A 20,973-nucleotide genomic window follows, 5' to 3' on the forward strand; every position below is an offset into this window, starting at 1 on the left:
TTTTANGGATTATATCATGTAGATTACTTCGCAATATTTACTGCTCTAGTCTCTCTAATTACTGTTACTTTAACCTGACCAGGATAAGTCATATCTGTTTGTATTTTTTGAGAAATATTAAATGACAAGTCAGATGCATTTTGATCACTAACCTTTTCGCTTTCAACAATAACACGTAATTCTCTACCTGCTTGAATAGCATATGCTTTTTTAACTCCGTTAAATCCAAAAGCAATTTCTTCTAAATCTTTTAAACGCTGTATGTAGCTATCTAATACTTGACGTCTTGCTCCTGGACGTGCTCCAGATATAGCATCACAAACTTGTATTATTGGAGATAATAACGATTTCATTTCTATTTCATCGTGGTGAGCACCAATAGCATTACAAACTTCGTCTTTTTCACCATATTTTTCAGCCCATTGCATACCTAAAATAGCGTGTGGAGTTTCCATGTCTGCTTCTGCATCTGGTACTTTACCAATATCGTGTAATAATCCTGCGCGTTTAGCTAATTTTGGATTTAAACCTAATTCTGCTGCCATAACACCACAAAGTTTTGCAACTTCACGTGAGTGTTGTAACAAGTTTTGCCCATATGACGAACGGTATTTCATACGTCCAACCATTTTTATTAATTCTGGATGCAAACCATGGATACCTAAATCTATAACTGTACGTTTTCCAACTTCAATTATTTCTTGTTCAATTTGTTTTTGTGTTTTTCTAACAACTTCTTCAATTCGTGCTGGGTGGATACGACCATCTGTTACTAACTTGTGTAAAGATAATCTTGCAACTTCACGTCTAACCGAATCAAAACATGATAAGATAATTGCTTCTGGAGTATCATCAACTATAATCTCTACTCCTGTTGCTGCTTCAATTGCACGAATATTACGACCTTCACGACCAATAATACGTCCTTTAACATCATCACTTTCTATATTAAATACAGACACACAATTATCTACTGCTTCTTCTGTACCAATACGTTGGATTGTATTTATAATAATTTTTTTAGCGTCCTGTTGTGCTGTAAGCTTAGCTTCTTCCATTTTACCTTGGACGTAAGCCATAGCATCATTTTTAGCTTCACCTTTTAAAGATTCTACTAATTGTGATTTTGCTTCATCAGCAGATAAGCTTGATATAACCTCTAATTGTTCTACTTGGCTTTTGTGTAGTCTATCTAATTCGTCTTGCTTTTTATCTAATACATCAAGTCTATGATTGTAGTCTTTAACTTTACTTTCAAACTCTGTGTTAAGCTTCTTGTTTTTTGATAGTTCACTTGAAATTTGAGATTCTTTGTCACGCACACGCTTTTCGGCATCAGCCATCTTTTTATCTCTAGATAAAATTACTTTTTCATGCTCTGCTTTAAGTTCTAAAAACTTCTCTTTAGCTTGTAGTATTTTATCTTTTTTTATTCCTTCTCCTTCTACTTTAGCTTCTTTTAGAATTGCACCTGCAGATTTTTTTGCACTTTTTATTAGCTTTGATGCATTGTTACGCTCTAGTATTTTTGCAATAACAAAGCCTATTATTGCTCCAATTGCAACACCTGCTATAATTAAAATTGTTTTATCCATTATTAATTGTTTATATATAAAAAAAGCCTACACTAACTTTGGTTTTGTATAAACTCCTTAAAATCAAGTTTAGGGCTAACAAGCTGATCAAGGGTCTGCCTAAATAACATAAATGTTATTAGCAGCATGCTTTTACAACTTAGAACTCACCCTTTTTAAAAGAATCAACGTTGAGTTTATCAAAAAAATAATTAATGTAGGCAGTAACCTAATTTTATTATGTTATATGAACGTATTATAAACTAAGATGTGACTGTAACAATTCATTTAAAGTTTCTAACTTTTGCTGAACGTGTTCTTCCACATGGTCTTTATCTAAGGCTTTCTGTTCTAATTGACTAGCAAATTGCAATGCGCACATGGCTAATACATCTTGTTTATCTCTAACAGAATAGCTTTGCTCAAACTTATTTATCATAGTCTCTATCTTCTTTGCTGCTAAACGCAACCCTTCTTCTTGACTAGGTGTTATAGTTAAAGGGTAGACTCTGTTTGCTATAGATAATTTTATTTTTAGCACGTCTTCCATAAAAACTATTTAAACTTTAACTTGATAATTGACTAATACAATGGTCAATCTCTCTTATTAATGTATTTATTTTGAGCTTTGTTTCTCGTTTATCTTTGTCACTGCCAAGTATTGTATTAGCCATCTTTAATGTGTTGTAATTATCTTGCCAAGTTTTTAATTCTAAATCCTTTGCAGTTAATTTTGATTGAGATTGTTCTAAAGCTTTTTTTAGCTTAGTATTTTCTAGTTTTAAATCTTTTTGTCTATTTAAGACTTTATTAATTTTACTTTCTAGAGCATCAACAATATTTTCAATCTTACTCATTAACTAATACTATACTTATCTTACAAAGTTAATCAAACCGTAACACTTTACAATTAATTTTCATTTTTTTTTTAAGTATTAATAATTCAACTCATTATCAATTATATGGCTTAGTGTTTAATTTTACTTTGGTAATTAAAACCTTATTTCTATTTTAGCAGTAACCATTTATTTATGCGACACATACTTTTTTTACTAGTTTTTACTGCAAGTTTCACTCAAGCTCAAAGCATTTATCCACAAGATTATTTTAGGTCTCCACTTGACATAGAACTAATCCTTTCTGGTACTTTTGGAGAGTTAAGAAGCAACCATTTTCATTCGGGTTTAGATCTAAAAACTAAACAACGTGAAGGTTTAAATATTTATGCTACAGCAAGTGGTTATATTAGTCGTATAAAGGTCTCGCATTATGGATATGGTAAAGCTGTTTATATTACACATCCTAATGGGTATGTAACTGTGCATGGCCATATACAACGGTTTTCTGATAAAATTGAAGCTTATGTTAAAGCTAAACAATACGAAAAAGAGAGTTTTGAAATAGAACTATTTCCTGACCTTAACGATTTGGTTGTAACCAAAGGAGATGTTATTGCGTATTCTGGAAATACTGGTGGATCTGGTGGTCCACATCTTCATTTTGAAATTAGAGATAATCAAGAACGACCAATTAATCCTTTGTTATTTGGTTTAAAAGTAAAAGATTCTAAAAAACCAATTGTACGCAGTGTTTATGCATATCCAATTGATGACTTATCTCATATTAATGGATCAAATTTAAAACAGAAACTAAGATTAGTCCCTTTAAAAAATGGTGATTATAAAGTTGAAGATTTAACTGCTTATGGCAAAATTGGATTTGCTATAAACTCGATTGACAGACAAGATTTAGCTGCCAATAAAAATGGTGTTTATAAAATTGAAACGTTTTATAACGGAATGCAAAATCTGACAATAGATTTTAAAAAGTTTTCGTTTGCCGAAACAAAACATCTTAACAGACTAATTGATTACAAACATTATAAAGATGAAAAAGAGCGCTTACAGAAATTATTTATAGATAGTAATAATCCCTTAAGTATGTATGACAACATCATAGATGATGGTTATTTAATTATTTACGATACCATTTCTAATGTTTATAAAGTTAAAATTACTGACTTTGAAGGTAACACCACAAACATTGATATAAATATTAAAGGTGAAAACAAACAACCTAGTGATATTGAAGCTCCTTTTACATCACCTTACTATATACAATCAAGTGATGTTTCTGTCTTAGAAGATAACAATATTAAAGTAGAATTTCCTAAAGAAACCTTTTACGACGACTTTTTTATAGATTATAGTGTAAATGTGGATACTTTAAATCTAGGTGAAAATAATCGTGCTGCTAAAAAATACTTTACAATTTCTTATGATGTAAGCAATTACACACCAGAAGATTTAAAACAGATTTACATAGCTAGATTGGTTGGCTGGAACAACTACTTAAGCTACTCCTCTACCAAAAGAAAAGACAACACACTTTACACACGTACCAAAAACCTAGGTACTTATTGTTTAGCAAGAGATACCGTTAACCCAACCATTAAACCTATTAATTTTAAAGACAAACAATGGTTAAGTAAGTATCGCTATTTAAAATTAAAAATTGACGATAAACATACAGGAATTAGTAATTACAGAGCGACCATTAATGGCAAATGGATTTTAATGGAATACGACTACAAAAAGAAAACCTTGATATACGATTTTAGCGATAATGTCGTTACTGATACTAAAAACAATTTAAAAGTTATTGTTACAGATAATGTTGGAAATAGCACTACATTTGAAGCAAGCTTTTTCAGAAAATAAAACGACAACTTTTGACTAAAACTAACCTAACCTTAACAGCATTTATATTTTTATTTCCTTTGTTTTGTTTAGCGCAAACAGGAACAATAACTGGAGTTATTTTAAACGAGTTTAACCAACCCATTGATGCTGTTAACATCAAAAGTGGTGATTATGGAACACAAACTAATAGCAACGGTTTTTACGAACTAAAAATTAAAGCTAATACAGATGTAAAGGTTGTATTTTCTCATGTATCTCATAAAAATATTACTGCAACATTTAATCTTAAAAACGGAGAAAACTTTAAGTTTAATCCTGTAATGAAAGAAAATGTAGAACAAATATCTACAGTAGTTATTAATGGTCGTAAACGAAAAGACGTACAAGGTATTGTAAATATAGATCCAGCTGTTTTAATCAAAATACCAGGAGCACAAGCTGGTGTAGAAAATTTACTTAAAACACTTCCGGGAGTTAGTAGTAATAATGAGTTAAGCACACAATACTCTGTTAGAGGTGGTAATTATGACGAAAATCTTATTTACGTTAATGGTATTGAAGTATATCGTCCATTTTTAATACGCTCTGGTCAACAAGAAGGTTTAAGCTTTGTTAATTCAGATTTAGTCCAAAACGTAGATTTTTCGGCAGGTGGATTTCAGGCTAAGTATGGTGATAAACTATCATCGGTTTTAGACATTACTTACCGTAAACCAACTGAAAAAGCAATAGCTGTTGATGCTAGCCTATTAGGTGCTAGTGTTGCACTTGAAACAGTTAGCAAGGATTCTAAATTTAATGGTATAGTTGGATTGCGTTACAGAGACAATAGCTTACTGGTTGATGCTAAAGAAACCGAAACAAACTTTAATCCTACTTTTGCAGATGTACAAAGTTATTTAACCTATCAGTTTACAGATAAACTAGAATTAAGTTTTTTAGGAAATGCTTCACTTAACAAATACAACTACATACCGTTAACGCGTCAAACCAATTTTGGGACATTAGACAACCCACAAGCTTTAATTGTTCAATACCAAGGTCAAGAAAAAGACCAATACCAAACGCTTTTTGGTGCTTTAAGTGCTAATTATCAAGTTAATGATGATTTATCGTTATCATTAATAACATCCACTTACCACACTACTGAAGAAGAATATTTTGACATCCTCGCACAATATGCATTAGGTGAAGTCAATAGTAATATTGGAGATGAAAATTTAGGAGAGGTTGAATTTGCTGAAGGTATTGGAAGTCAACTTAATCATGGTCGTAATGATTTGGACGCCTTAATAACCAATATTGAAGCTAAAGGGACTTATACTAAAAATGAAAACGAATTTAAGTTTTCTATTAAATATACAAATGAAGATATTAGAGATAGACTAATAGAATGGGAAGTTGTGGATTCTGCAGGTTTTTCAATTAATCCTCCTAGTTCAGATGCGTTTAATGACCAACCATACACACCTTATGAAGGTCCTTTGGAAGCCTATCAAAACGTAAGAGCTAGAAATAACACAACCATAACTAGACTACAAACTTACTTACAATGGAGCAAACGTAGTACCATTGGAGAGCATGATGTATGGTACAATGCAGGCGTTAGAAACCATAGTTGGACTGTGGATGACCAAGCTACAAATAAAAATGTATCACAAAACGTGTTTAGTCCACGTGCTCAATTTGCTATCAAACCAAATTGGGATAACGACATGTTGTTTAGACTTAGTGGTGGATTATATTACCAACCTCCTTTTTACAGAGAATTACGTGATCAAAACGGAATTGTACAAGCTGATGTCAAAGCCCAAAAATCTGTACATGTTGTGCTTGGTAACGATTATAGTTTTAAAATGTGGGACAGACCTTTTAAATTAACTAGTGAAGCTTACTATAAAAAAATGACAGATGTCAATCCATATACTTTGGAAAATGTTCGTATTAGATATAATGCTACCAATAATGCTGAAGCCTATGCTTATGGTTTGGATTTACGCTTAAACGGAGAATTTGTTCCTGGTACAGAAAGTTGGTTTAGTTTTGGCTATCTTAAAACCGAAGAAAACATTAATGACAGAGGTTACATTGCACGTCCAACAGACCAACGTTTAAAATTTGCTGCTTTGTTTCAAGATTACGTACCAAACATACCAAGTATGAAAATGTATTTAAATCTTGTTTATAATACAGGCTTACCTGGTGGATCACCAAGTTATGCAGACCCTTATCTTTTCCAGAGTCGTTTACCAGATTATAAACGTGCTGACATAGGTTTTCAGTTTGTGTTAGTAGATGCAGATAAACAATTTGATAGTGGTTGGAAAAAACCATTTAAAGCACTATCCTTTGGTTTTGAAATTTTTAATGTATTTAATGTACAAAACTCAATTACCAATACTTGGGTAAGAGATGTATACAGCAAACGTCAGTATGCTATACCAAACTACTTAACACCTCGTGTATTTAATATTAGAACCACAATGCGATTTTAAAATAATTACAAGTCGTCTTAATTAAACAACACTTCGGTAAAGCTAAATTTTATTAAAAACCATATTCATTTAAGTTTGACATAAATAAAAAAACTATGTCTTATACAACTTTAATGTACCTTCATTTAGCAACCATCCTTCCTGCCTTTATACTTGGAACACTTAGTTTCATTTTAAAAAAAGGAACAATAACCCACAAATATATAGGTCGCGTTTATATGGTTTTAATGCTGACCACAGCCATCATTACTTTGTTTATGCCCTCTTTTGTTGGTCCTCAATTATTTAATCATTTTGGTTGGATACATTGTTTTAGTTTCTTGACCATTTACACAGTTCCAACAGCCTATATTGCAGTTAAAAACGGACATATTAAACGCCATAAGTACAAAATGATAGGTTTATATGTTGGTGCCATGTTAATTGCTGGCGCTTTCACTTTTATGCCTGGACGCTATATGCATAGCTTAGTTTTTGGATAATAATTAACATCGTATTTAAAATTAAATACCTAATATTTCATTATTTTTGATAAAAAAGCGATGTTCAAATTTTTCAAAAAGAAAAGTAAGTTAGAAAAACTACAAGACGAGTATAAAAAACTATTAGAAGAATCTTATAAATTATCTACTAGCAACCGAAGCTTAAGTGATGCTAAACAAGCTGAAGCACAACTAGTTTTAGAGCAAATAGAAATTTTAAAAGAAAACTAATCTAACAACCTGTTTTTAATAAACTGAATAGTATTAGTATTAAATACTTCTGGCTGTTCTATATTAACAACATGTCCACATTTTTCAATCACCAAAAGTGTTGATTTTAAATGCTTTTCGGTGATTTTTTTTATTGAAGGTAAAAATAAATGGTCCTCTGCTCCCATTACGTACAAAGTAGGAATATTAATATCTTTAGTTCTAAAAAATCGTAATAAAGGATTTATTTCTGATGTTAATTTAAACCATCTTACAAACTCTTTTTGGTAAAGTTTTTTTGCTTCATTAACAAAAATTAATCTTGATTTTTTATGGTTTTTTCTAGGCATAATTATAAAAGCAAACAACTTATATAAATACATATAAGGTACTATACTTTTAAAGGTAATACCTAATTTTATAAGTATTTGAGACCTAAAATTAAGTTTCATTATAGCTCCACCCATAATCATACTTAATACTTTACTTGGATGTTTTTCTGCTAAATTTCTAATTAAAATTGTACCTAAAGAAATACCAATAAAATGACTATTTGTAATTTTTAAATGGTTAATAACTTCAATAATATCGTTAGTTATTGCGTCAAAAGTATATTTGGATTTAAAAGCGTCTTTTAATTTAGCTTTACTACTTCCGTGACCACGTAAATCTAAAATAAGGACATTAAACTCTGCTTTAAACGCTCTAATTTGTTTAAACCAAATAGCACTGCTACCTCCTGCTCCATGAACAAAAGTCACCCATTGATTAGAATTGGGATTTAAATAAGTAGTATAGTTTAGCAATTATTTTTTTTGAAATACAAAAATACGATATAAACAATGTTAAATAAATTCTTTTAACACCTCAATAACATAATCTATCTCATCTTTAGTATTGTATTTACTAAATGAAAATCTTAACGATGGTTTTTCTAAATCTTCATTGTTTAAAATTTGAGATAAAACATGACTTCCTTTAGGACTACCACTTTGACAAGCACTACCTTTAGAACAAGCAATTCCTTTTAAATCTAATTGAAATAACAAAATAGACTCTTTCTCTGGTGAAAATGGCAAACAAACATTTAAAACGGTATAAGTACTTTTTTCAAAATCTGAAGAAGTACCATTAAATTTAACACCTTCAATCTCGGTACTTAATCTCTCAATGAAGTACTGTTTTAAATTTTGGATGTAAAATTTCTCTTCATCTAAATTTAGATAAGATAATTTTAATGCTTCAGCCATACCAACAATATTATGAACAGACTCTGTACCTGCTCTGAGACCACGTTCTTGTTCACCTCCAAAAATTAAAGGCTTTAAACCAGATTTTTTTCTCACAAAGGCAAAACCAACACCTTTTGGTCCATGAAATTTATGTGCACTAACAGCCATAAAATCCAACGGAATATCTTGTAAATCTATAATATAATGTCCAACAGACTGAACGGTATCACTATGGAATAATGCTTGATAATCTTCACATAATTGACCAACACGTTTAAGGTCTAGAATATTACCAACCTCGTTATTAACATGCATTAAACTTACTAGAGTCTTACCGTTAGATGATTGTAATAATTGTTTTAAATGTAAATAATCAATCTGTCCTGTCTGATCAAGATTAACATAATCTACACTTATTCCGTATTGTTTTTTAAGTTGTAAAACAGTATTAAAAACAGCATGATGCTCTATTTTAGAAGTAATTATACGTTTTACACTTAAATCTCTAACTGCACTTGTTAAAGCTAAATTATCTGCTTCAGTACCTCCTGCTGTAAATATAATTTCAGAAGCAGTAACATTAAAATATTTAGCTACTGTTTTTCTTGCTTGCTCAACCAAAGCTTTAGTTGCACGACCAAAACTATGCGTTGAGGAAGCATTACCATAATTTTGATGCATGACTTGCGTCATTTTTTCAATAATTTCTGGACGTAACTGCGTAGTTGCAGCGTTATCAAAATAAACAGATTTCATGTAATTTTTGCTCTAATTGAGCACAAAAATACTTTAAATAAAATTAATTGTGTTAAGCGTCGTTATAAGTTTAACAATTCTATTATTTTTGTTTTTTTAAACTTGTAAACTATGCGTAAATTTTTAGTTGTTTTTAATGTTTTATTAAGTGTATTATCTTGCGATGATGGAGATATAATAACAACTGAGCTTGAGTTTGACGATACATTTGAAGCTTGTGGTGATTTAGTATTTCATAAAACAAAAACAGATCCAAATGAAAGTTTATCTATACAATTAAGCAGTCCTGATTTTACAATTGCAGATTTAATTATAACTGAAACTGATGAAACTAATGATTTACTTGTCAATTTAGTTGCTGCAGAATCAAGCTCTTTTTCTATTGCTAATAGGTTACAATTTAGAAGTTACACTAGTGATCCTTCAAATTTTTTCTGTCAAGATGTACCTCCAAGTGGTATTGAAGTTACAGAAGAATATACCTCTACAAGTGGAGAAGCTTATTTTACAATGGCTTTATTAGAAGACGATAATGATGGTATTCCTGCTGAATTAGAAGACAGAAACAATAATGGTAATTACTATGATGATGATACTGATGGTGATGGTTTACCTGACTTTTTAGATGTAGATGATGATGGTGATAACGTATTAACTTCAAGTGAAAGTGTTAATTATACTGAAACAGATGGTTTAACTAATGCTTTAGACACAGATGGAGATGGCATACCAAATTACTTAGATAATGACGATGATGGTGATGGTGTACCAACTAGAAATGAAGAATTTAACACCTTTGACAATAATCCAACTAATGATGTTACAGATAGTACTGTAGGTGCAGATTATTTAAATAGTATTGTGGATACTAACAACAATGCACCAACATCTTTTAGGTCACACACCATACAACAAACTTTTACAGTTACTTTATTATTACAAAACGTTAGTTTTCCTGAAATTATTTATGAAACCACTAATTTTGGTACATTAGAAGATAGCTCAATGTCCGCTTCAAGAACTGTTACACCTCCTTTTAACTAACGGTTATTTGGGTTTTGTAAAATATAGACTTCTGTAGCACCAAGTCCGTATTTTTTATAGTCAGCTTCGTAGTATTTTATATTATCATAACGACTAAAAAGAGTTTCTAATTCCATTTTTAAAACACCTTCTCCAACTCCGTGAATAAATACAATTTTCTGGATACGCTTCTTTATAGCAAATTCTAGTTTATGTCTTGCGGTATCCAATTGTACACTTAATTTATCAAAATTAGTCATACCTCGTTCGTTATTAACTAATTTATGTAAATGTAAATCTACTTCCATGGTCGGTAAATAGCGTTCTTTAGCTTTTACCTTAACTGTATTGTGTCGCTTTTTTTCTGTTTTTTCAGATAAAACTTGTTTTAAAGAAGCGGAATTAAATACGTTATTTCTTAACGTTGATGATTTAGTTTTTACTAATTCTGAAGCATTAAAAGTAAGCTCAAAACCTTCATCAGTTTCAATAGTCACAACATTGCCTTTTATTGCTGTAACTTGACCTGATAAAACATCATCTAAAACATCAACCGTATCTCCTATTTTTAATTTCATTCTTCTTCGTCTTCAAAAGGTTCGGACTCTACAAAAGTCTCTTTTTCTTTTTTACTTGGAATTGTACTTTGAATTTTAAAAATACCGAACATCAAAAAGACAATTCCTAATATTAAAATTAAAGTATTTTGTTGCTCTGAAGCATTAGCATAAATAGCTATTGCACCACCTATTACAACTGATAGGTAATATATATATTTATTTTTCAACACTAAATCTAAATTATTTAAGCAAAAATAAAATTTTAAACTTCAATTTATATAAAGATTGGATATAAAAAAGNTATCAATTGAATAGCTTTTTTTATTGTAATAGAAATTTTGGTTTTCTATTTTTCAAATTGTTTTAATGTTTTGGTAATAATACCAACACAATCCATAAGTTGCTCCTCTGTCATTACTAATGGTGGTGCAAATCTTATAATGTTACCATGTGTAGGTTTTGCTAATAATCCATTATCACGTAAAGCAATACAAATGTTCCAAGCTGTATCGCTATCTTCTGTATCATTTATTAATATAGCATTTAATAACCCTTTACCTCTAACAGCATTTACAATGTTTGAAGTTTCGATGTATTTAGTCATTTCTGCTCTAAATACTTGTCCTAAATTAAAAGCATTATCTGCTAAAGCTTCATCTTTAATAACCTCTAAAGCTGCTGTACCAATAGCTGCTGCAACTGGATTACCACCAAATGTACTTCCGTGATTTCCTGGTTTAATAACATTCATTATAGCATCGTTTGCTAATACAGCACTTACTGGATAAGCTCCTCCTGATAATGCTTTACCCAAAATTAGGATATCTGCTTTTACTTCTGGTGTACCAGAACAATGTTTGTCTGCACAACTACAATCACCACAAGTTGCTAGTAAACGTCCCGTTCTTGCAATACCTGTTTGTACTTCGTCTGCAATAAATAAAACATTATGTTTTTCGCACAAGGCTTTAGCTTTAGCTAAATACCCTTCACTAGGTACATAAACACCTGCTTCACCTTGAATTGGTTCTACTAAAAATCCAGCAACATTTTTGTTATTAATTAATGCGTCTTCTAGTGCTTGAAGATTATCATATTCTATTTTAATAAAACCTTTAGTGTAAGGACCAAAGTTTTTACGTGCTACAGGATCGTTTGAAAACGAAATAATTGTTGTGGTACGACCATGAAAGTTGTTTTCGCAAACAATAATTTCTGCTTCATTTTCATCAATTCCTTTAACTTCATAAGCCCATTTTCTACATAGTTTTAAAGCAGTTTCAACCGCTTCTGCTCCTGTATTCATTGGTAATAACTTATCGTAATTAAACGTTTCGGTAGCAAATTTTTCAAACTTACCTAACATGTCATTATAAAATGCACGTGATGTTAGCGTTAATGTTTTTGCTTGTTCTACCATTGCTCCAACAATTTTTGGATGACAATGTCCTTGATTTACTGCAGAATATGCAGATAAAAAATCATAGTATTTTTTTCCTTCTACGTCCCAAACAAATACACCTTCACCTTTGCTTAATACAACTGGTAATGGATGGTAATTGTGTGCTCCGTATTTGTTTTCTAAGTCCATCGCTTGTTGCGATGTTAATTGGTCTAAAACAGCCATTTTTAATAATTTTAAATTTATAAAATAACCATTCCTTATCTACCTTTATCCTTTCGAAAAGTTCCGAAAATTCAGCGTGGGAAAGAAATCATCCCTAAGAAATTGCAAATTAGTAAATAAAAGCGTTATTAAAATAATTGTGAGTAGTTTTTTACTAACAAAAAAACAAAGTACTTTTGCAATTATGGCAAGAAAAAATAGAAGAAAACAAATATTTACAAATGTTGAAGTATTAGATGCTGCAGCTAAAGGAAAAACTATAGCTAAAGCACCTGATGGACGTGTAATATTTTTACCCAACGCTGTTCCTGGAGATGTCGTTGATGTGCAAACTTTTAAAAAGCGTAAAGCTTATTTTGAAGGTAAAGCAACCGTTTTTCATAAATTAAGTGATAAACGTGTTACTCCAGAATGTCAGCATTTTGGTGTTTGTGGAGGTTGTAAATGGCAAGACATGGGTTATGAACACCAGTTGTATTACAAACAAAATGAAGTCACTAATAACCTGACTAGAATTGGACATTTAGACTTGCCAGAAGTGACGCCTATTTTAGGATCTGCCGAACAGTATTTTTATAGAAATAAAATGGAGTTTTCTTTTAGTGACTCTAGATGGTTAACTTTAGAAGAGGTTCAGTCTGATGAAGATTTAGGAGATCGTAATGCGCTTGGTTTTCATATTCCAGGAATGTGGGACAAAATTTTAGATATTAAAAAATGTCATTTACAAGCAGATCCATCTAATGCAATCCGTAATGCTGTAAGAGATTTTTCGATTGAAAATGGATTAGAATTTTTTAATACTAGAAATCAAACAGGATTATTACGTACTATGATGATACGTACCTCTTCAACCAAAGATATTATGGTTGTGATTCAGTTTTTTAAAGAAGATAAAGAAAAACGTGAGTTACTATTAAATTTTGTAGCCGAAACGTTTCCAGAAATTACGTCTTTACAATACATTATTAACCAAAAGGCTAATGATACTATTTATGACCAAGACGTGATTTGTTATAAAGGCGAAGATCATATTTTTGAAGAAATGGAAGGTTTAAAGTTTAAGATTAATGCTAAATCTTTTTACCAAACTAATTCTGATCAAGCTTTTGAATTATATAAATTAACACGTCAATTTGCTGATTTAAAAGGTGACGAGCTTGTTTACGACTTGTACACAGGTACTGGTACCATTGCGCAATTTGTATCTAAAAAAGCTAAAAAAGTAGTTGGTGTAGAGGCTGTTCCTGATGCGATTAGTGCTGCAAAAGAAAACGCTAAACGCAATAATATTACAAATTGCGAGTTTTTTGTAGGAGACATGAAAAATGTTTTTAACCAAGAATTTATAAATACTCATGGTCAACCAGACGTTATTATAACAGATCCACCAAGAGACGGAATGCATAAGGACGTTGTGCAACAAATACTAAATATTGCACCACAAAAAGTTGTTTATGTAAGTTGTAATAGTGCGACACAAGCTAGAGATTTAGCGTTAATGAAAGAACACTATAATATTACTAAAGTACAGGCTGTAGATATGTTTCCGCAGACACATCATGTAGAAAATATTGTACTTTTAGAAAAGAAATAATAATTGTATTACATGAAACACCTAAAACTGTATTTACTATTAGTCACAACTTTAAGTTTTTTAACTTGTGAGCGTGATGATTTATGTCCAGAAACCACACCTACTACTCCTAGTTTTGTTATTGATTTTTACAACAACAATGCTCAAGATAGCCGAAAAAACGTAGTGGATATTTATGTTATTGGTCAAGACAATGAAGAGGTTTTAACAGGTTATAATCTAGAAAACGTAAATCAGTTAATCTTACCTTTACGTACAGATCAAGATAGTACAACGTTTAATATAACCAGCAATACTGTCTTGGATGATGATGGAAACATTACCTCAGGAAATACTGATATTTTAACAATTACTTACGCCAGAAAAGATGTTTACGTATCAAGAGCTTGTGGTTATAAAACAACTTTTGAAAATGTAGTTGCAACCATTGATGGTGGTACAGATGGTAATTGGGTGATTTTTACTGAAGCTGCAAATGATAATTTAATAATTGAAGATGACACAACGACACACTACTTTTTTTATCATTAACTTTTTGTTGTGCCTATGTGGTACACTTCAAGCGCAAGACACTGTAGATGCTACTCAAATTAAGCAAGACACTTTAAAATTGCAATATGGATTACGTATTGGTACTGATGCTAGTAAACTAATCCGAACAGCTTTAGATGATGACTATACTGGTTTTGAAATTAATGGTGATTACAGACTTACAGAAAATTGGTTTATTGCTGGAGAAATTGGTAATGAAGAAAAAACTACAACCAATGACTTCTTAAGCGTCACAGCAAAAGGAAGCTATTTTAAAGCTGGTTTTGATTACAATATGTATGACAATTGGGCTGGATTAGATAATATGATTTTTGCTGGATTTAGAATTGGTGCTAGTACTTTTAATCAAACCAGAACCAATTATACTGTATATTCTACAGACCAATATTGGGCACCACAAAATAGCTCTTCAGATAGTTTAGAGTCCTCAGGATTGTCTGCTATTTGGGTAGAATTAATTATTGGTATTAAAGCAGAAGTATTAAACAATTTATATCTTGGTATTAATACACAACTTAAAGGTATGATTACTCAAGATCAACCTGTTGAATTTGAAAATTTATACGTTCCTGGTTTTAATAAAACTTTTGACTCAGGACGTATTGGTGTAGGTTACAGTTATACCGTATCTTATATGATACCAATTTTTAAAAAGAAGAAAAACAAAACTAAAAAAGAAGAGGAAGGGGAAGAAATTAAAGAGTAATTCAATTCCTTTCAGGAATTAAATATGATATTATAAATTGCTCAAACATTCTTACTATCAAAGCTACTATATAAACAAAAATAAAATGTGCTATTGCTAATAAGTATGGATACCATTGGGATTCTAACTTTGATAGTAAATAAAACCATGGTGCTCTTAGCAATCCATTTACAGCAAACAAGTACATAGATAATTGTCCAGTAAATAATAAAAAGTTTTTTAATTTCAGACTATCAACATAACTTTTTAACCAAACATATAATGGTATAAAAATCATAACAACTAACGCTTGAGAAATATACCAAAAATAGTTATTTAATTGTCCTAAAATAAAAACTAACACAAATAACAACCATACAAAAACTGAAGTTTTAGTAAAATTAAATTTACTTTTTGCTAAAATCATACCTAGTACGAATACTGGCAAATTGCCCATAAAATTGAGGTAAAGACTTATTTTTATACTTTCAAAATATACGCCTGAAATAAAAATAATCATATAACTTAAAACTAAAATCAGCCAAAGAGGTTTGGTGCTCTTTTTAGTCCATTGTACTATTAAATAAAATAATATATACAATTGTACTATCATAGAATAAAACCAAAATGGACCACTTAACACATACCATTTTTCTGGTATCCAATTAGATATTAAACTTAGTGTAATTAATATATTATTAGTTGCTTCGCTATTAAAAGGTATCTTTAAAACAATGTATTTAAAAACAACAACCATTAATACAGCAATTATAAATACTGGGTAAATTTTAATTAGTCGTTTTTTAATAAAGTTAAAAAAAGATATTTCTTTATCGTCATAGGATAACAACAATCCATAACCACTTAAAAAAATAAAAATCTGTACACCATAATGTCCAAAATAAGAAAAAAAATATTGTATAAAATGTTGAGGATTACTTATAAAACTTGAATAGTAATTTACAAATGTTTGAGCATCAAAATAAAACTCATTCTCTCCAAAAACTGGTTTTATTCTGTGCATAAAATTGTGTAAAACAATAATCAAAATGCTTAACCCTTTTAGTATTAATGTATCTTTTTTAGTAAGCATGATTAATTTTCTTTCAGCTTAACTCTTTTATCATAATCTTCTCCATCTTTAATTAACCGTGGCTTTCTTATAAATGCTTTACTAAAAATACTTTTAGTGCTATCCAACTCTTTAAATCTAATTTGTGCTAAGTCAGAAAAACTGTATATAAAATCCTCTAAATTATAGGCTCTGTTTTTGTAAGACAAAAAAGTTTCAAAACTTATATTGCTTTGTTTGTAAGCATCAGAAAACCAAGCTATAAATGGAATCTCATACATTGGACGTGTTGCCCAATACTCATTATGACCAACTAAATCCATTGTATCATACAACTCGTCTCCATGATCAGAAAAATATAACACAAAACTATAGGTTTGTTGTGATTTAACACGATCTATAACTTCTTTAACTATATAATCATTATAACGTACTGCATTATCATAATCATTAATTAATTTTAGTGCTTTTTTATGATTAAACTTTGTATTAGGTTTATTTGTTTGAAAATAATTAAACTTCTCTGGGTAGCGTCTATCAAAACGACCATGAGTACCGATTAAGTGTATAAAGATAATTTTCTTTTCTGTTTTTTTTTTAAGAACAGTATCTAAAACTGGTAACAAAGTTTCGTCATATATTACGTCGTCATAATTATCAGTTGCAATAAAATATTTTTCTGTAGCTGCATTTCCTACTATTGAAGATATCCTTTCGTGCATTCCTACAGGTCGTTGATTAGAGATCCAATACGTATCATATCCAGCTGCATTTGCCAACTGAACTATTGACGTGTTATTTTTTTTGTTAGGTGAATTAATATCAGAAAAGGTTAATATTTTATCTAACGACACTATAGTGTGTACATTAGGAGAAATTACACTATCAAAAATAATTAATTGATCCTTAATTTTAGTTAATTTTGGATTTGTTGGTCTATCATAACCATACAATTGCATGTGCCAATTAGAGGTTGACTCACCAATAATTACAATATGTGTTTCTGGGTTGTCATCGGATTTTTCAACAGCTACAAAAGACGAAATTGGTTTTGCTAAATCAATCTTCAAATCTTTAATTAATGAGCTATACTCTGTGTAACTTTTAAAACTAGTAATTATTAAATTTTGAGAATTAAAGCGTTTATGAATAATAAAACTAAAAATAATAAAAAAAATTAATGCTATCAATTTTAAAAACTTGATTTGGCCAGTTATAGTAATATACTTTAAAATAAAATATACAAATAACGGTAAAACAAAAACTATAAAAGCACCAGAAACTGTTACAAAACCATCAAAGTAATTAGATAAAAAATCAACGCTTTCTGTTGTATCAGTTTCAAATATTACAAATAATGCTGAAGCACTTAGTTTAACATTATAATTATGATAAAAACTAATTTTGATAAATACTAAAATAGATAGTATAACGACAAAAATAAGAGATAAAACTTGTCTTATTTTTGCTTTAGAAAACAATATCGTAACACAAAAAAAGAGTGCTGTTAAAAAAACAAAACCAATTACTTCTTTTATATAACCAAATGTATCTGGAATTTTAAAGAACCCTAAAATAACCAATACAAAAAACGGAATACTAAAAACTAATGCTAATCTAAATAACGATTTAATATTTGTTAATAAACTTTTATCCATTAGTTTTTATTCATATACTTTCCTTTTTTACTTCCTGCATAAATTTCATATTTAACTAAACGCGACTCTAATTTTGCATTCATTAAATGTATTTTTCTTGATGGTCTTAAACCAACATGTTTTAAAGCGTCTAAGTTAGAAGTGATAAACCATGCATTAGTATTAGGATAATTTTGCTTTAAAGTATCTCCAATATCTTTATAAAAGCTTTCCATTTCAATATCAAGACGTTCTCCATATGGTGGATTAAATACCATATGTAATTTTGCTTCTCCTCCACGCTGTGTCTTAAAAAAGTCCTCATGTTGTATACTAACAAACTCGTCTAAATGTGCATTAGCAATATTTTCTTTTGCTTTAGTTACAGCACTTGGAGATTTATCATAACCTATAATTTTATGATGAAAATCTCTGGTTTTGTTAAGCAAAGATTCTTCTATTTTTTCAAATAAATCAACATCCCAATCAGACCAACGTTCAAAAGCAAATTCTTTACGCATCAAGTTTGGTGGTATATTACAAGCTATCATTGCTGCTTCGGCTAATATGGTACCACTACCACACATTGGATCTATAAAATCTGATTGTCCATCCCAACCTGACATCATGATAATTCCTGCTGCTAACACTTCGTTTATTGGTGCAATATTGGTTGCTAATTTATAACCACGCTTGTGTAAAGAGTCTCCTGAAGAGTCCAAAGAAATATTACAAGACTGACGGTCTATATGTACATTTATCTTAACATCCGGAAATTTTAAATCAACATTAGGACGCTCTCCAGTCTCATCTCTAAACTTGTCAACAATGGCGTCTTTAGTTTTTTGAGAAATATATAACGAGTGTGTAAACACTGTTGAGTTTACTGTTGCATCAATTGCTAAACTACCTGTAGATTTTAAATATGGCGTCCAGTCCATTTTATAAACTTGGTCATATAAATCTTGTTCAGTTTTTATTTTAAAACTATGTATTGGCTTTAAAATTTTAGTTGCTGTACGCAAAGCCATATTAGCTTTATACATAAAGCCTTTATCACCAACAAAAGTCACGTTTCGCACACCTTTTTTAACCTGTTGTGCTCCAAGCTGTTTAAGCTCTTTTTCTAGTAATTCTTCAAAGCCAAATAAAGTTTTGGCAACCATCTTGAAATTTTCTTCCATTCTTTACGTCTGTTACCTTGCAAAAATACTTTATTTTTGCCGAAAATAGGACCTTTACAAATAAATGGGTTAAGGATGGAGCAATTTGTCTGAGCTCCTCGCAGAGAGCGAGTTGCGAGAGCCTGGTAAACTGGAGCTTAAGCGGAAGTTTAAACCCCAAAAAAAATATATGAAAAAAAACGATAAAAAATGGTACGCATCATGGTTTGATAGTCCATTTTACCACATACTTTATAAAGATAGAGATCATAACGAAGCGGAACAGTTTATGTCCAATTTAACCGAGTATCTTAATGTACCTGAAAACGGAAAAATATTAGATTTAGCTTGCGGTAAAGGTAGACATGCTGTGTATTTAAATGCTATTGGTTATGATGTGATTGGTGCAGACTTGTCAGAAAACAGTATTAGTCATGCTAAGCAGTTTGAAAATAACACCTTGCATTTTAAAGTTCATAATATGTGTGAGCCTTTCGGCGAAACTTTTGATGCTGTGTTTAATTTATTTACAAGCTTTGGTTATTTTGAAAACGAAGCTGATAATCTTGCAACTATTAAAGCTATAAAAGCTAATTTAAACGATTCTGGTTTTGGTGTAATAGATTTTATGAATACAGATTACGTAATTGAAAATCTTGTTAATGAAGATGTTAAAACCGTAGACGGAATTGACTTTTTACAACAAAGACGTGTTGAAAATGGATATATAATTAAGGATATTAGTTTTTCTTTTGAAGGTGAAGATTATCAATTTCAAGAGCGTGTTAAGGCTTTTAGCTTATCTGATTTTAAAGCTTTATTTGAACAAGCTGGTGTATATTTACTTGATGTTTTTGGTGATTACAAATTAAGTAAATTTGACAAATCTACATCACAACGTTTGGTTATGATTTTTAAATAAATTAATTGATGCAAAATTTTTTATTTCCAATTTTATCTGTTGGTTTAGGGTTTTTAATTGTCTTATTATTTAAGCCAAAACAAAATCGTAATTTAAAATTACTTCTAGCTTTTAGTGGATCGTTTTTATTATCTACAACCGTTTTTCATTTTTTACCAGAAGTTTACAATAGTCATGGTAAACCTGTAGGTTTATTTATAATGATTGGTATTTTACTACAAATCATTTTAGAGTTTTTCTCTAAAGGTGCAGAGCATGGACATGTACATATTGACAAATCTCGTGTAGATTTTCCGTGGTTATTATTTATAAGTTTAAGCATACATAGTGTTTTAGAAGGTATCCCTATTGAAGCGCATGAACATTTAATATATGGTATAATTATTCATAAACTTCCTGTTGCTATAATCTTATCGACCTTTTTTTTAGCTTCAGATATAAGCAAAGTTAAATGCTTTATTTTTTTAATCCTTTTTGCTTTAATGACTCCATTAGGTGTCTTTTTATCTATGCAATTTGAGTTTTTTGAAAACTATTATTATGAGGTTTCTGCTTTAGTTATTGGTATATTTTTACATATTAGTACTACTATTTTATTTGAAAGTAGTGAAGGTCATAAATTTAATTTAGCTAAATTAAGTACCATTATTTTAGGTATTGTTTTAGCATATCTTCTTTAATTTT

The 20,973-nt window shown here is 30.2% G+C and carries 21 protein-coding genes and 1 other RNA gene; 10 read left to right on the forward strand and 12 right to left on the reverse strand.

Translation table 11 applies throughout. The features are described from left to right. Positions 1-23: 23 nt before the first annotated feature. The 4 genes from rny to ITB9_RS03660 form a co-directional block, all read right to left on the reverse strand. Positions 24-1,595, reverse strand: coding sequence for a ribonuclease Y (rny, locus tag ITB9_RS03650; RefSeq protein ID WP_028290929.1), 1,572 nt, complete (start codon positions 1,593-1,595; stop codon positions 24-26). A gap of 50 nt (positions 1,596-1,645) precedes the next feature. After that, positions 1,646-1,771: non-coding RNA, 6S RNA (ssrS, locus tag ITB9_RS15295), on the reverse strand. Positions 1,772-1,830: 59 nt separating this feature from the next. Then, a complete protein-coding gene (locus ITB9_RS03655; protein WP_054851190.1) occupies positions 1,831-2,124 on the reverse strand; it encodes a cell division protein ZapA in 294 nt (97 codons plus the stop codon). 16 nt (positions 2,125-2,140) lie between these two features. Next, complete coding sequence (locus ITB9_RS03660) at positions 2,141-2,431, reverse strand: hypothetical protein (RefSeq protein WP_028606247.1); 291 nt, start codon at positions 2,429-2,431, stop codon at positions 2,141-2,143. A 174-nt stretch (positions 2,432-2,605) separates the two neighbouring features. On the opposite strand from ITB9_RS03660, the gene ITB9_RS03665 reads away from it, so the two are divergent. From ITB9_RS03665 to ITB9_RS15420, 4 genes are all read left to right on the forward strand, one after another. Further along, positions 2,606-4,294, forward strand: a complete 1,689-nt coding sequence (locus ITB9_RS03665) for a M23 family metallopeptidase (protein WP_054851191.1) — start codon at positions 2,606-2,608, stop codon at positions 4,292-4,294. A gap of 11 nt (positions 4,295-4,305) precedes the next feature. Then, on the forward strand, positions 4,306-6,771 hold the full coding sequence (locus tag ITB9_RS03670; protein ID WP_054851192.1) for a carboxypeptidase-like regulatory domain-containing protein: 2,466 nt from the start codon (positions 4,306-4,308) through the stop codon (positions 6,769-6,771). A 95-nt stretch (positions 6,772-6,866) separates the two neighbouring features. Continuing rightward, positions 6,867-7,253 (forward strand): DUF2306 domain-containing protein, encoded by a 387-nt coding sequence (locus ITB9_RS03675; RefSeq protein ID WP_054851193.1) that lies wholly within the window; start codon positions 6,867-6,869, stop codon positions 7,251-7,253. Between the two features lie 60 nt (positions 7,254-7,313). Continuing rightward, the gene (locus ITB9_RS15420; protein ID WP_036598169.1) at positions 7,314-7,484 is read left to right on the forward strand and encodes a Lacal_2735 family protein; all 171 of its coding nucleotides are present in this window, start codon (positions 7,314-7,316) and stop codon (positions 7,482-7,484) included. Here ITB9_RS15420 and ITB9_RS03685 read toward each other — a convergent pair. Both ITB9_RS03685 and ITB9_RS03690 read right to left on the reverse strand, forming a co-directional pair. Beyond that, positions 7,481-8,269, reverse strand: coding sequence for an alpha/beta fold hydrolase (locus ITB9_RS03685; protein WP_054851194.1), 789 nt, complete (start codon positions 8,267-8,269; stop codon positions 7,481-7,483). The genes ITB9_RS15420 and ITB9_RS03685 overlap by 4 nt on opposite strands. A 39-nt stretch (positions 8,270-8,308) precedes the next feature. After that, positions 8,309-9,451, reverse strand: coding sequence for a cysteine desulfurase family protein (locus tag ITB9_RS03690; RefSeq protein ID WP_054851195.1), 1,143 nt, complete (start codon positions 9,449-9,451; stop codon positions 8,309-8,311). A 111-nt stretch (positions 9,452-9,562) separates the two neighbouring features. On the opposite strand from ITB9_RS03690, the gene ITB9_RS03695 reads away from it, so the two are divergent. Then, positions 9,563-10,495: a hypothetical protein gene (locus tag ITB9_RS03695; protein WP_054851196.1), complete on the forward strand. Its 933-nt coding sequence runs from the start codon at positions 9,563-9,565 to the stop codon at positions 10,493-10,495. On the opposite strand, the gene ITB9_RS03700 is transcribed toward ITB9_RS03695, so the two are convergent. The 3 genes from ITB9_RS03700 to rocD form a co-directional block, all read right to left on the reverse strand. Then, positions 10,492-11,052: a Smr/MutS family protein gene (locus tag ITB9_RS03700; RefSeq protein ID WP_028290938.1), complete on the reverse strand. Its 561-nt coding sequence runs from the start codon at positions 11,050-11,052 to the stop codon at positions 10,492-10,494. The genes ITB9_RS03695 and ITB9_RS03700 overlap by 4 nt on opposite strands. Then, positions 11,049-11,264: a hypothetical protein gene (locus ITB9_RS03705; RefSeq protein ID WP_051419272.1), complete on the reverse strand. Its 216-nt coding sequence runs from the start codon at positions 11,262-11,264 to the stop codon at positions 11,049-11,051. Before ITB9_RS03705 ends, ITB9_RS03700 begins: the two co-directional genes overlap by 4 nt. A 116-nt stretch (positions 11,265-11,380) precedes the next feature. Next, positions 11,381-12,661, reverse strand: a complete 1,281-nt coding sequence (rocD, locus tag ITB9_RS03710; RefSeq protein ID WP_054851197.1) for an ornithine--oxo-acid transaminase — start codon at positions 12,659-12,661, stop codon at positions 11,381-11,383. Between the two features lie 184 nt (positions 12,662-12,845). Between rocD and rlmD the strand changes: the two genes are divergently transcribed. The 3 genes from rlmD to ITB9_RS03725 are packed head-to-tail and all read left to right on the forward strand — an operon-like array spanning position 12,846 to position 15,516. Continuing rightward, a complete protein-coding gene (gene rlmD, locus ITB9_RS03715) occupies positions 12,846-14,258 on the forward strand; it encodes a 23S rRNA (uracil(1939)-C(5))-methyltransferase RlmD (protein ID WP_054851198.1) in 1,413 nt (470 codons plus the stop codon). A 12-nt stretch (positions 14,259-14,270) separates the two neighbouring features. After that, the gene (locus ITB9_RS03720; RefSeq protein ID WP_054851199.1) at positions 14,271-14,789 is read left to right on the forward strand and encodes a DUF6452 family protein; all 519 of its coding nucleotides are present in this window, start codon (positions 14,271-14,273) and stop codon (positions 14,787-14,789) included. Further along, positions 14,755-15,516, forward strand: coding sequence for a DUF6048 family protein (locus tag ITB9_RS03725; RefSeq protein WP_054851200.1), 762 nt, complete (start codon positions 14,755-14,757; stop codon positions 15,514-15,516). The genes ITB9_RS03720 and ITB9_RS03725 overlap by 35 nt, the downstream gene beginning before the upstream one ends. Before the next feature lies 1 nt (position 15,517). On the opposite strand, the gene ITB9_RS03730 is transcribed toward ITB9_RS03725, so the two are convergent. The 3 genes from ITB9_RS03730 to ITB9_RS03740 are packed head-to-tail and all read right to left on the reverse strand — an operon-like array spanning position 15,518 to position 19,388. Next, complete coding sequence (locus ITB9_RS03730; RefSeq protein WP_054851201.1) at positions 15,518-16,588, reverse strand: acyltransferase; 1,071 nt, start codon at positions 16,586-16,588, stop codon at positions 15,518-15,520. A 2-nt stretch (positions 16,589-16,590) separates the two neighbouring features. Beyond that, complete coding sequence (locus ITB9_RS03735) at positions 16,591-18,225, reverse strand: sulfatase-like hydrolase/transferase (protein WP_054851202.1); 1,635 nt, start codon at positions 18,223-18,225, stop codon at positions 16,591-16,593. Beyond that, positions 18,225-19,388: a class I SAM-dependent RNA methyltransferase gene (locus tag ITB9_RS03740; RefSeq protein ID WP_054851203.1), complete on the reverse strand. Its 1,164-nt coding sequence runs from the start codon at positions 19,386-19,388 to the stop codon at positions 18,225-18,227. The genes ITB9_RS03735 and ITB9_RS03740 overlap by 1 nt, the downstream gene beginning before the upstream one ends. Before the next feature lie 169 nt (positions 19,389-19,557). On the opposite strand from ITB9_RS03740, the gene ITB9_RS03745 reads away from it, so the two are divergent. Continuing rightward, positions 19,558-20,289, forward strand: coding sequence for a bifunctional 2-polyprenyl-6-hydroxyphenol methylase/3-demethylubiquinol 3-O-methyltransferase UbiG (locus ITB9_RS03745; protein WP_054851204.1), 732 nt, complete (start codon positions 19,558-19,560; stop codon positions 20,287-20,289). Between the two features lie 8 nt (positions 20,290-20,297). After that, positions 20,298-20,969 carry a ZIP family metal transporter gene (locus ITB9_RS03750; protein ID WP_036600372.1) on the forward strand — a complete coding sequence of 224 codons (672 nt, stop codon included), beginning with the start codon at positions 20,298-20,300 and terminating at the stop codon, positions 20,967-20,969. Positions 20,970-20,973 lie beyond the last annotated feature (4 nt).

The organism is Olleya sp. ITB9 (assembly GCF_001315805.1).
Lineage (GTDB): Bacteria > Bacteroidota > Bacteroidia > Flavobacteriales > Flavobacteriaceae > Olleya > Olleya sediminilitoris.

Bases quoted from the DNA above. Each gene is read 5' to 3' on its own strand.
- ITB9_RS03660 (WP_028606247.1), bottom strand. From the start codon at position 2,431: ATGAGTAAGATTGAAAATATTGTTGATGCTCTAGAAAGTAAAATTAAT.
- ITB9_RS03750 (WP_036600372.1), top strand. From the start codon at position 20,298: ATGCAAAATTTTTTATTTCCAATTTTATCTGTTGGTTTAGGGTTTTTA.
- ITB9_RS03675 (WP_054851193.1), top strand. From the start codon at position 6,867: ATGTCTTATACAACTTTAATGTACCTTCATTTAGCAACCATCCTTCCT.
- ITB9_RS03745 (WP_054851204.1), top strand. From the start codon at position 19,558: ATGAAAAAAAACGATAAAAAATGGTACGCATCATGGTTTGATAGTCCA.
- ITB9_RS03695 (WP_054851196.1), top strand. From the start codon at position 9,563: ATGCGTAAATTTTTAGTTGTTTTTAATGTTTTATTAAGTGTATTATCT.
- rny (WP_028290929.1), bottom strand. From the start codon at position 1,595: ATGGATAAAACAATTTTAATTATAGCAGGTGTTGCAATTGGAGCAATA.
- ITB9_RS03700 (WP_028290938.1), bottom strand. From the start codon at position 11,052: ATGAAATTAAAAATAGGAGATACGGTTGATGTTTTAGATGATGTTTTA.
- ITB9_RS03730 (WP_054851201.1), bottom strand. From the start codon at position 16,588: ATGCTTACTAAAAAAGATACATTAATACTAAAAGGGTTAAGCATTTTG.
- ITB9_RS03725 (WP_054851200.1), top strand. From the start codon at position 14,755: ATGACACAACGACACACTACTTTTTTTATCATTAACTTTTTGTTGTGC.
- ITB9_RS03690 (WP_054851195.1), bottom strand. From the start codon at position 9,451: ATGAAATCTGTTTATTTTGATAACGCTGCAACTACGCAGTTACGTCCA.
- rocD (WP_054851197.1), bottom strand. From the start codon at position 12,661: ATGGCTGTTTTAGACCAATTAACATCGCAACAAGCGATGGACTTAGAA.
- ITB9_RS03655 (WP_054851190.1), bottom strand. From the start codon at position 2,124: ATGGAAGACGTGCTAAAAATAAAATTATCTATAGCAAACAGAGTCTAC.
- rlmD (WP_054851198.1), top strand. From the start codon at position 12,846: ATGGCAAGAAAAAATAGAAGAAAACAAATATTTACAAATGTTGAAGTA.
- ITB9_RS03665 (WP_054851191.1), top strand. From the start codon at position 2,606: ATGCGACACATACTTTTTTTACTAGTTTTTACTGCAAGTTTCACTCAA.
- ITB9_RS03735 (WP_054851202.1), bottom strand. From the start codon at position 18,225: ATGGATAAAAGTTTATTAACAAATATTAAATCGTTATTTAGATTAGCA.
- ITB9_RS15420 (WP_036598169.1), top strand. From the start codon at position 7,314: ATGTTCAAATTTTTCAAAAAGAAAAGTAAGTTAGAAAAACTACAAGAC.
- ITB9_RS03720 (WP_054851199.1), top strand. From the start codon at position 14,271: ATGAAACACCTAAAACTGTATTTACTATTAGTCACAACTTTAAGTTTT.
- ITB9_RS03740 (WP_054851203.1), bottom strand. From the start codon at position 19,388: ATGGAAGAAAATTTCAAGATGGTTGCCAAAACTTTATTTGGCTTTGAA.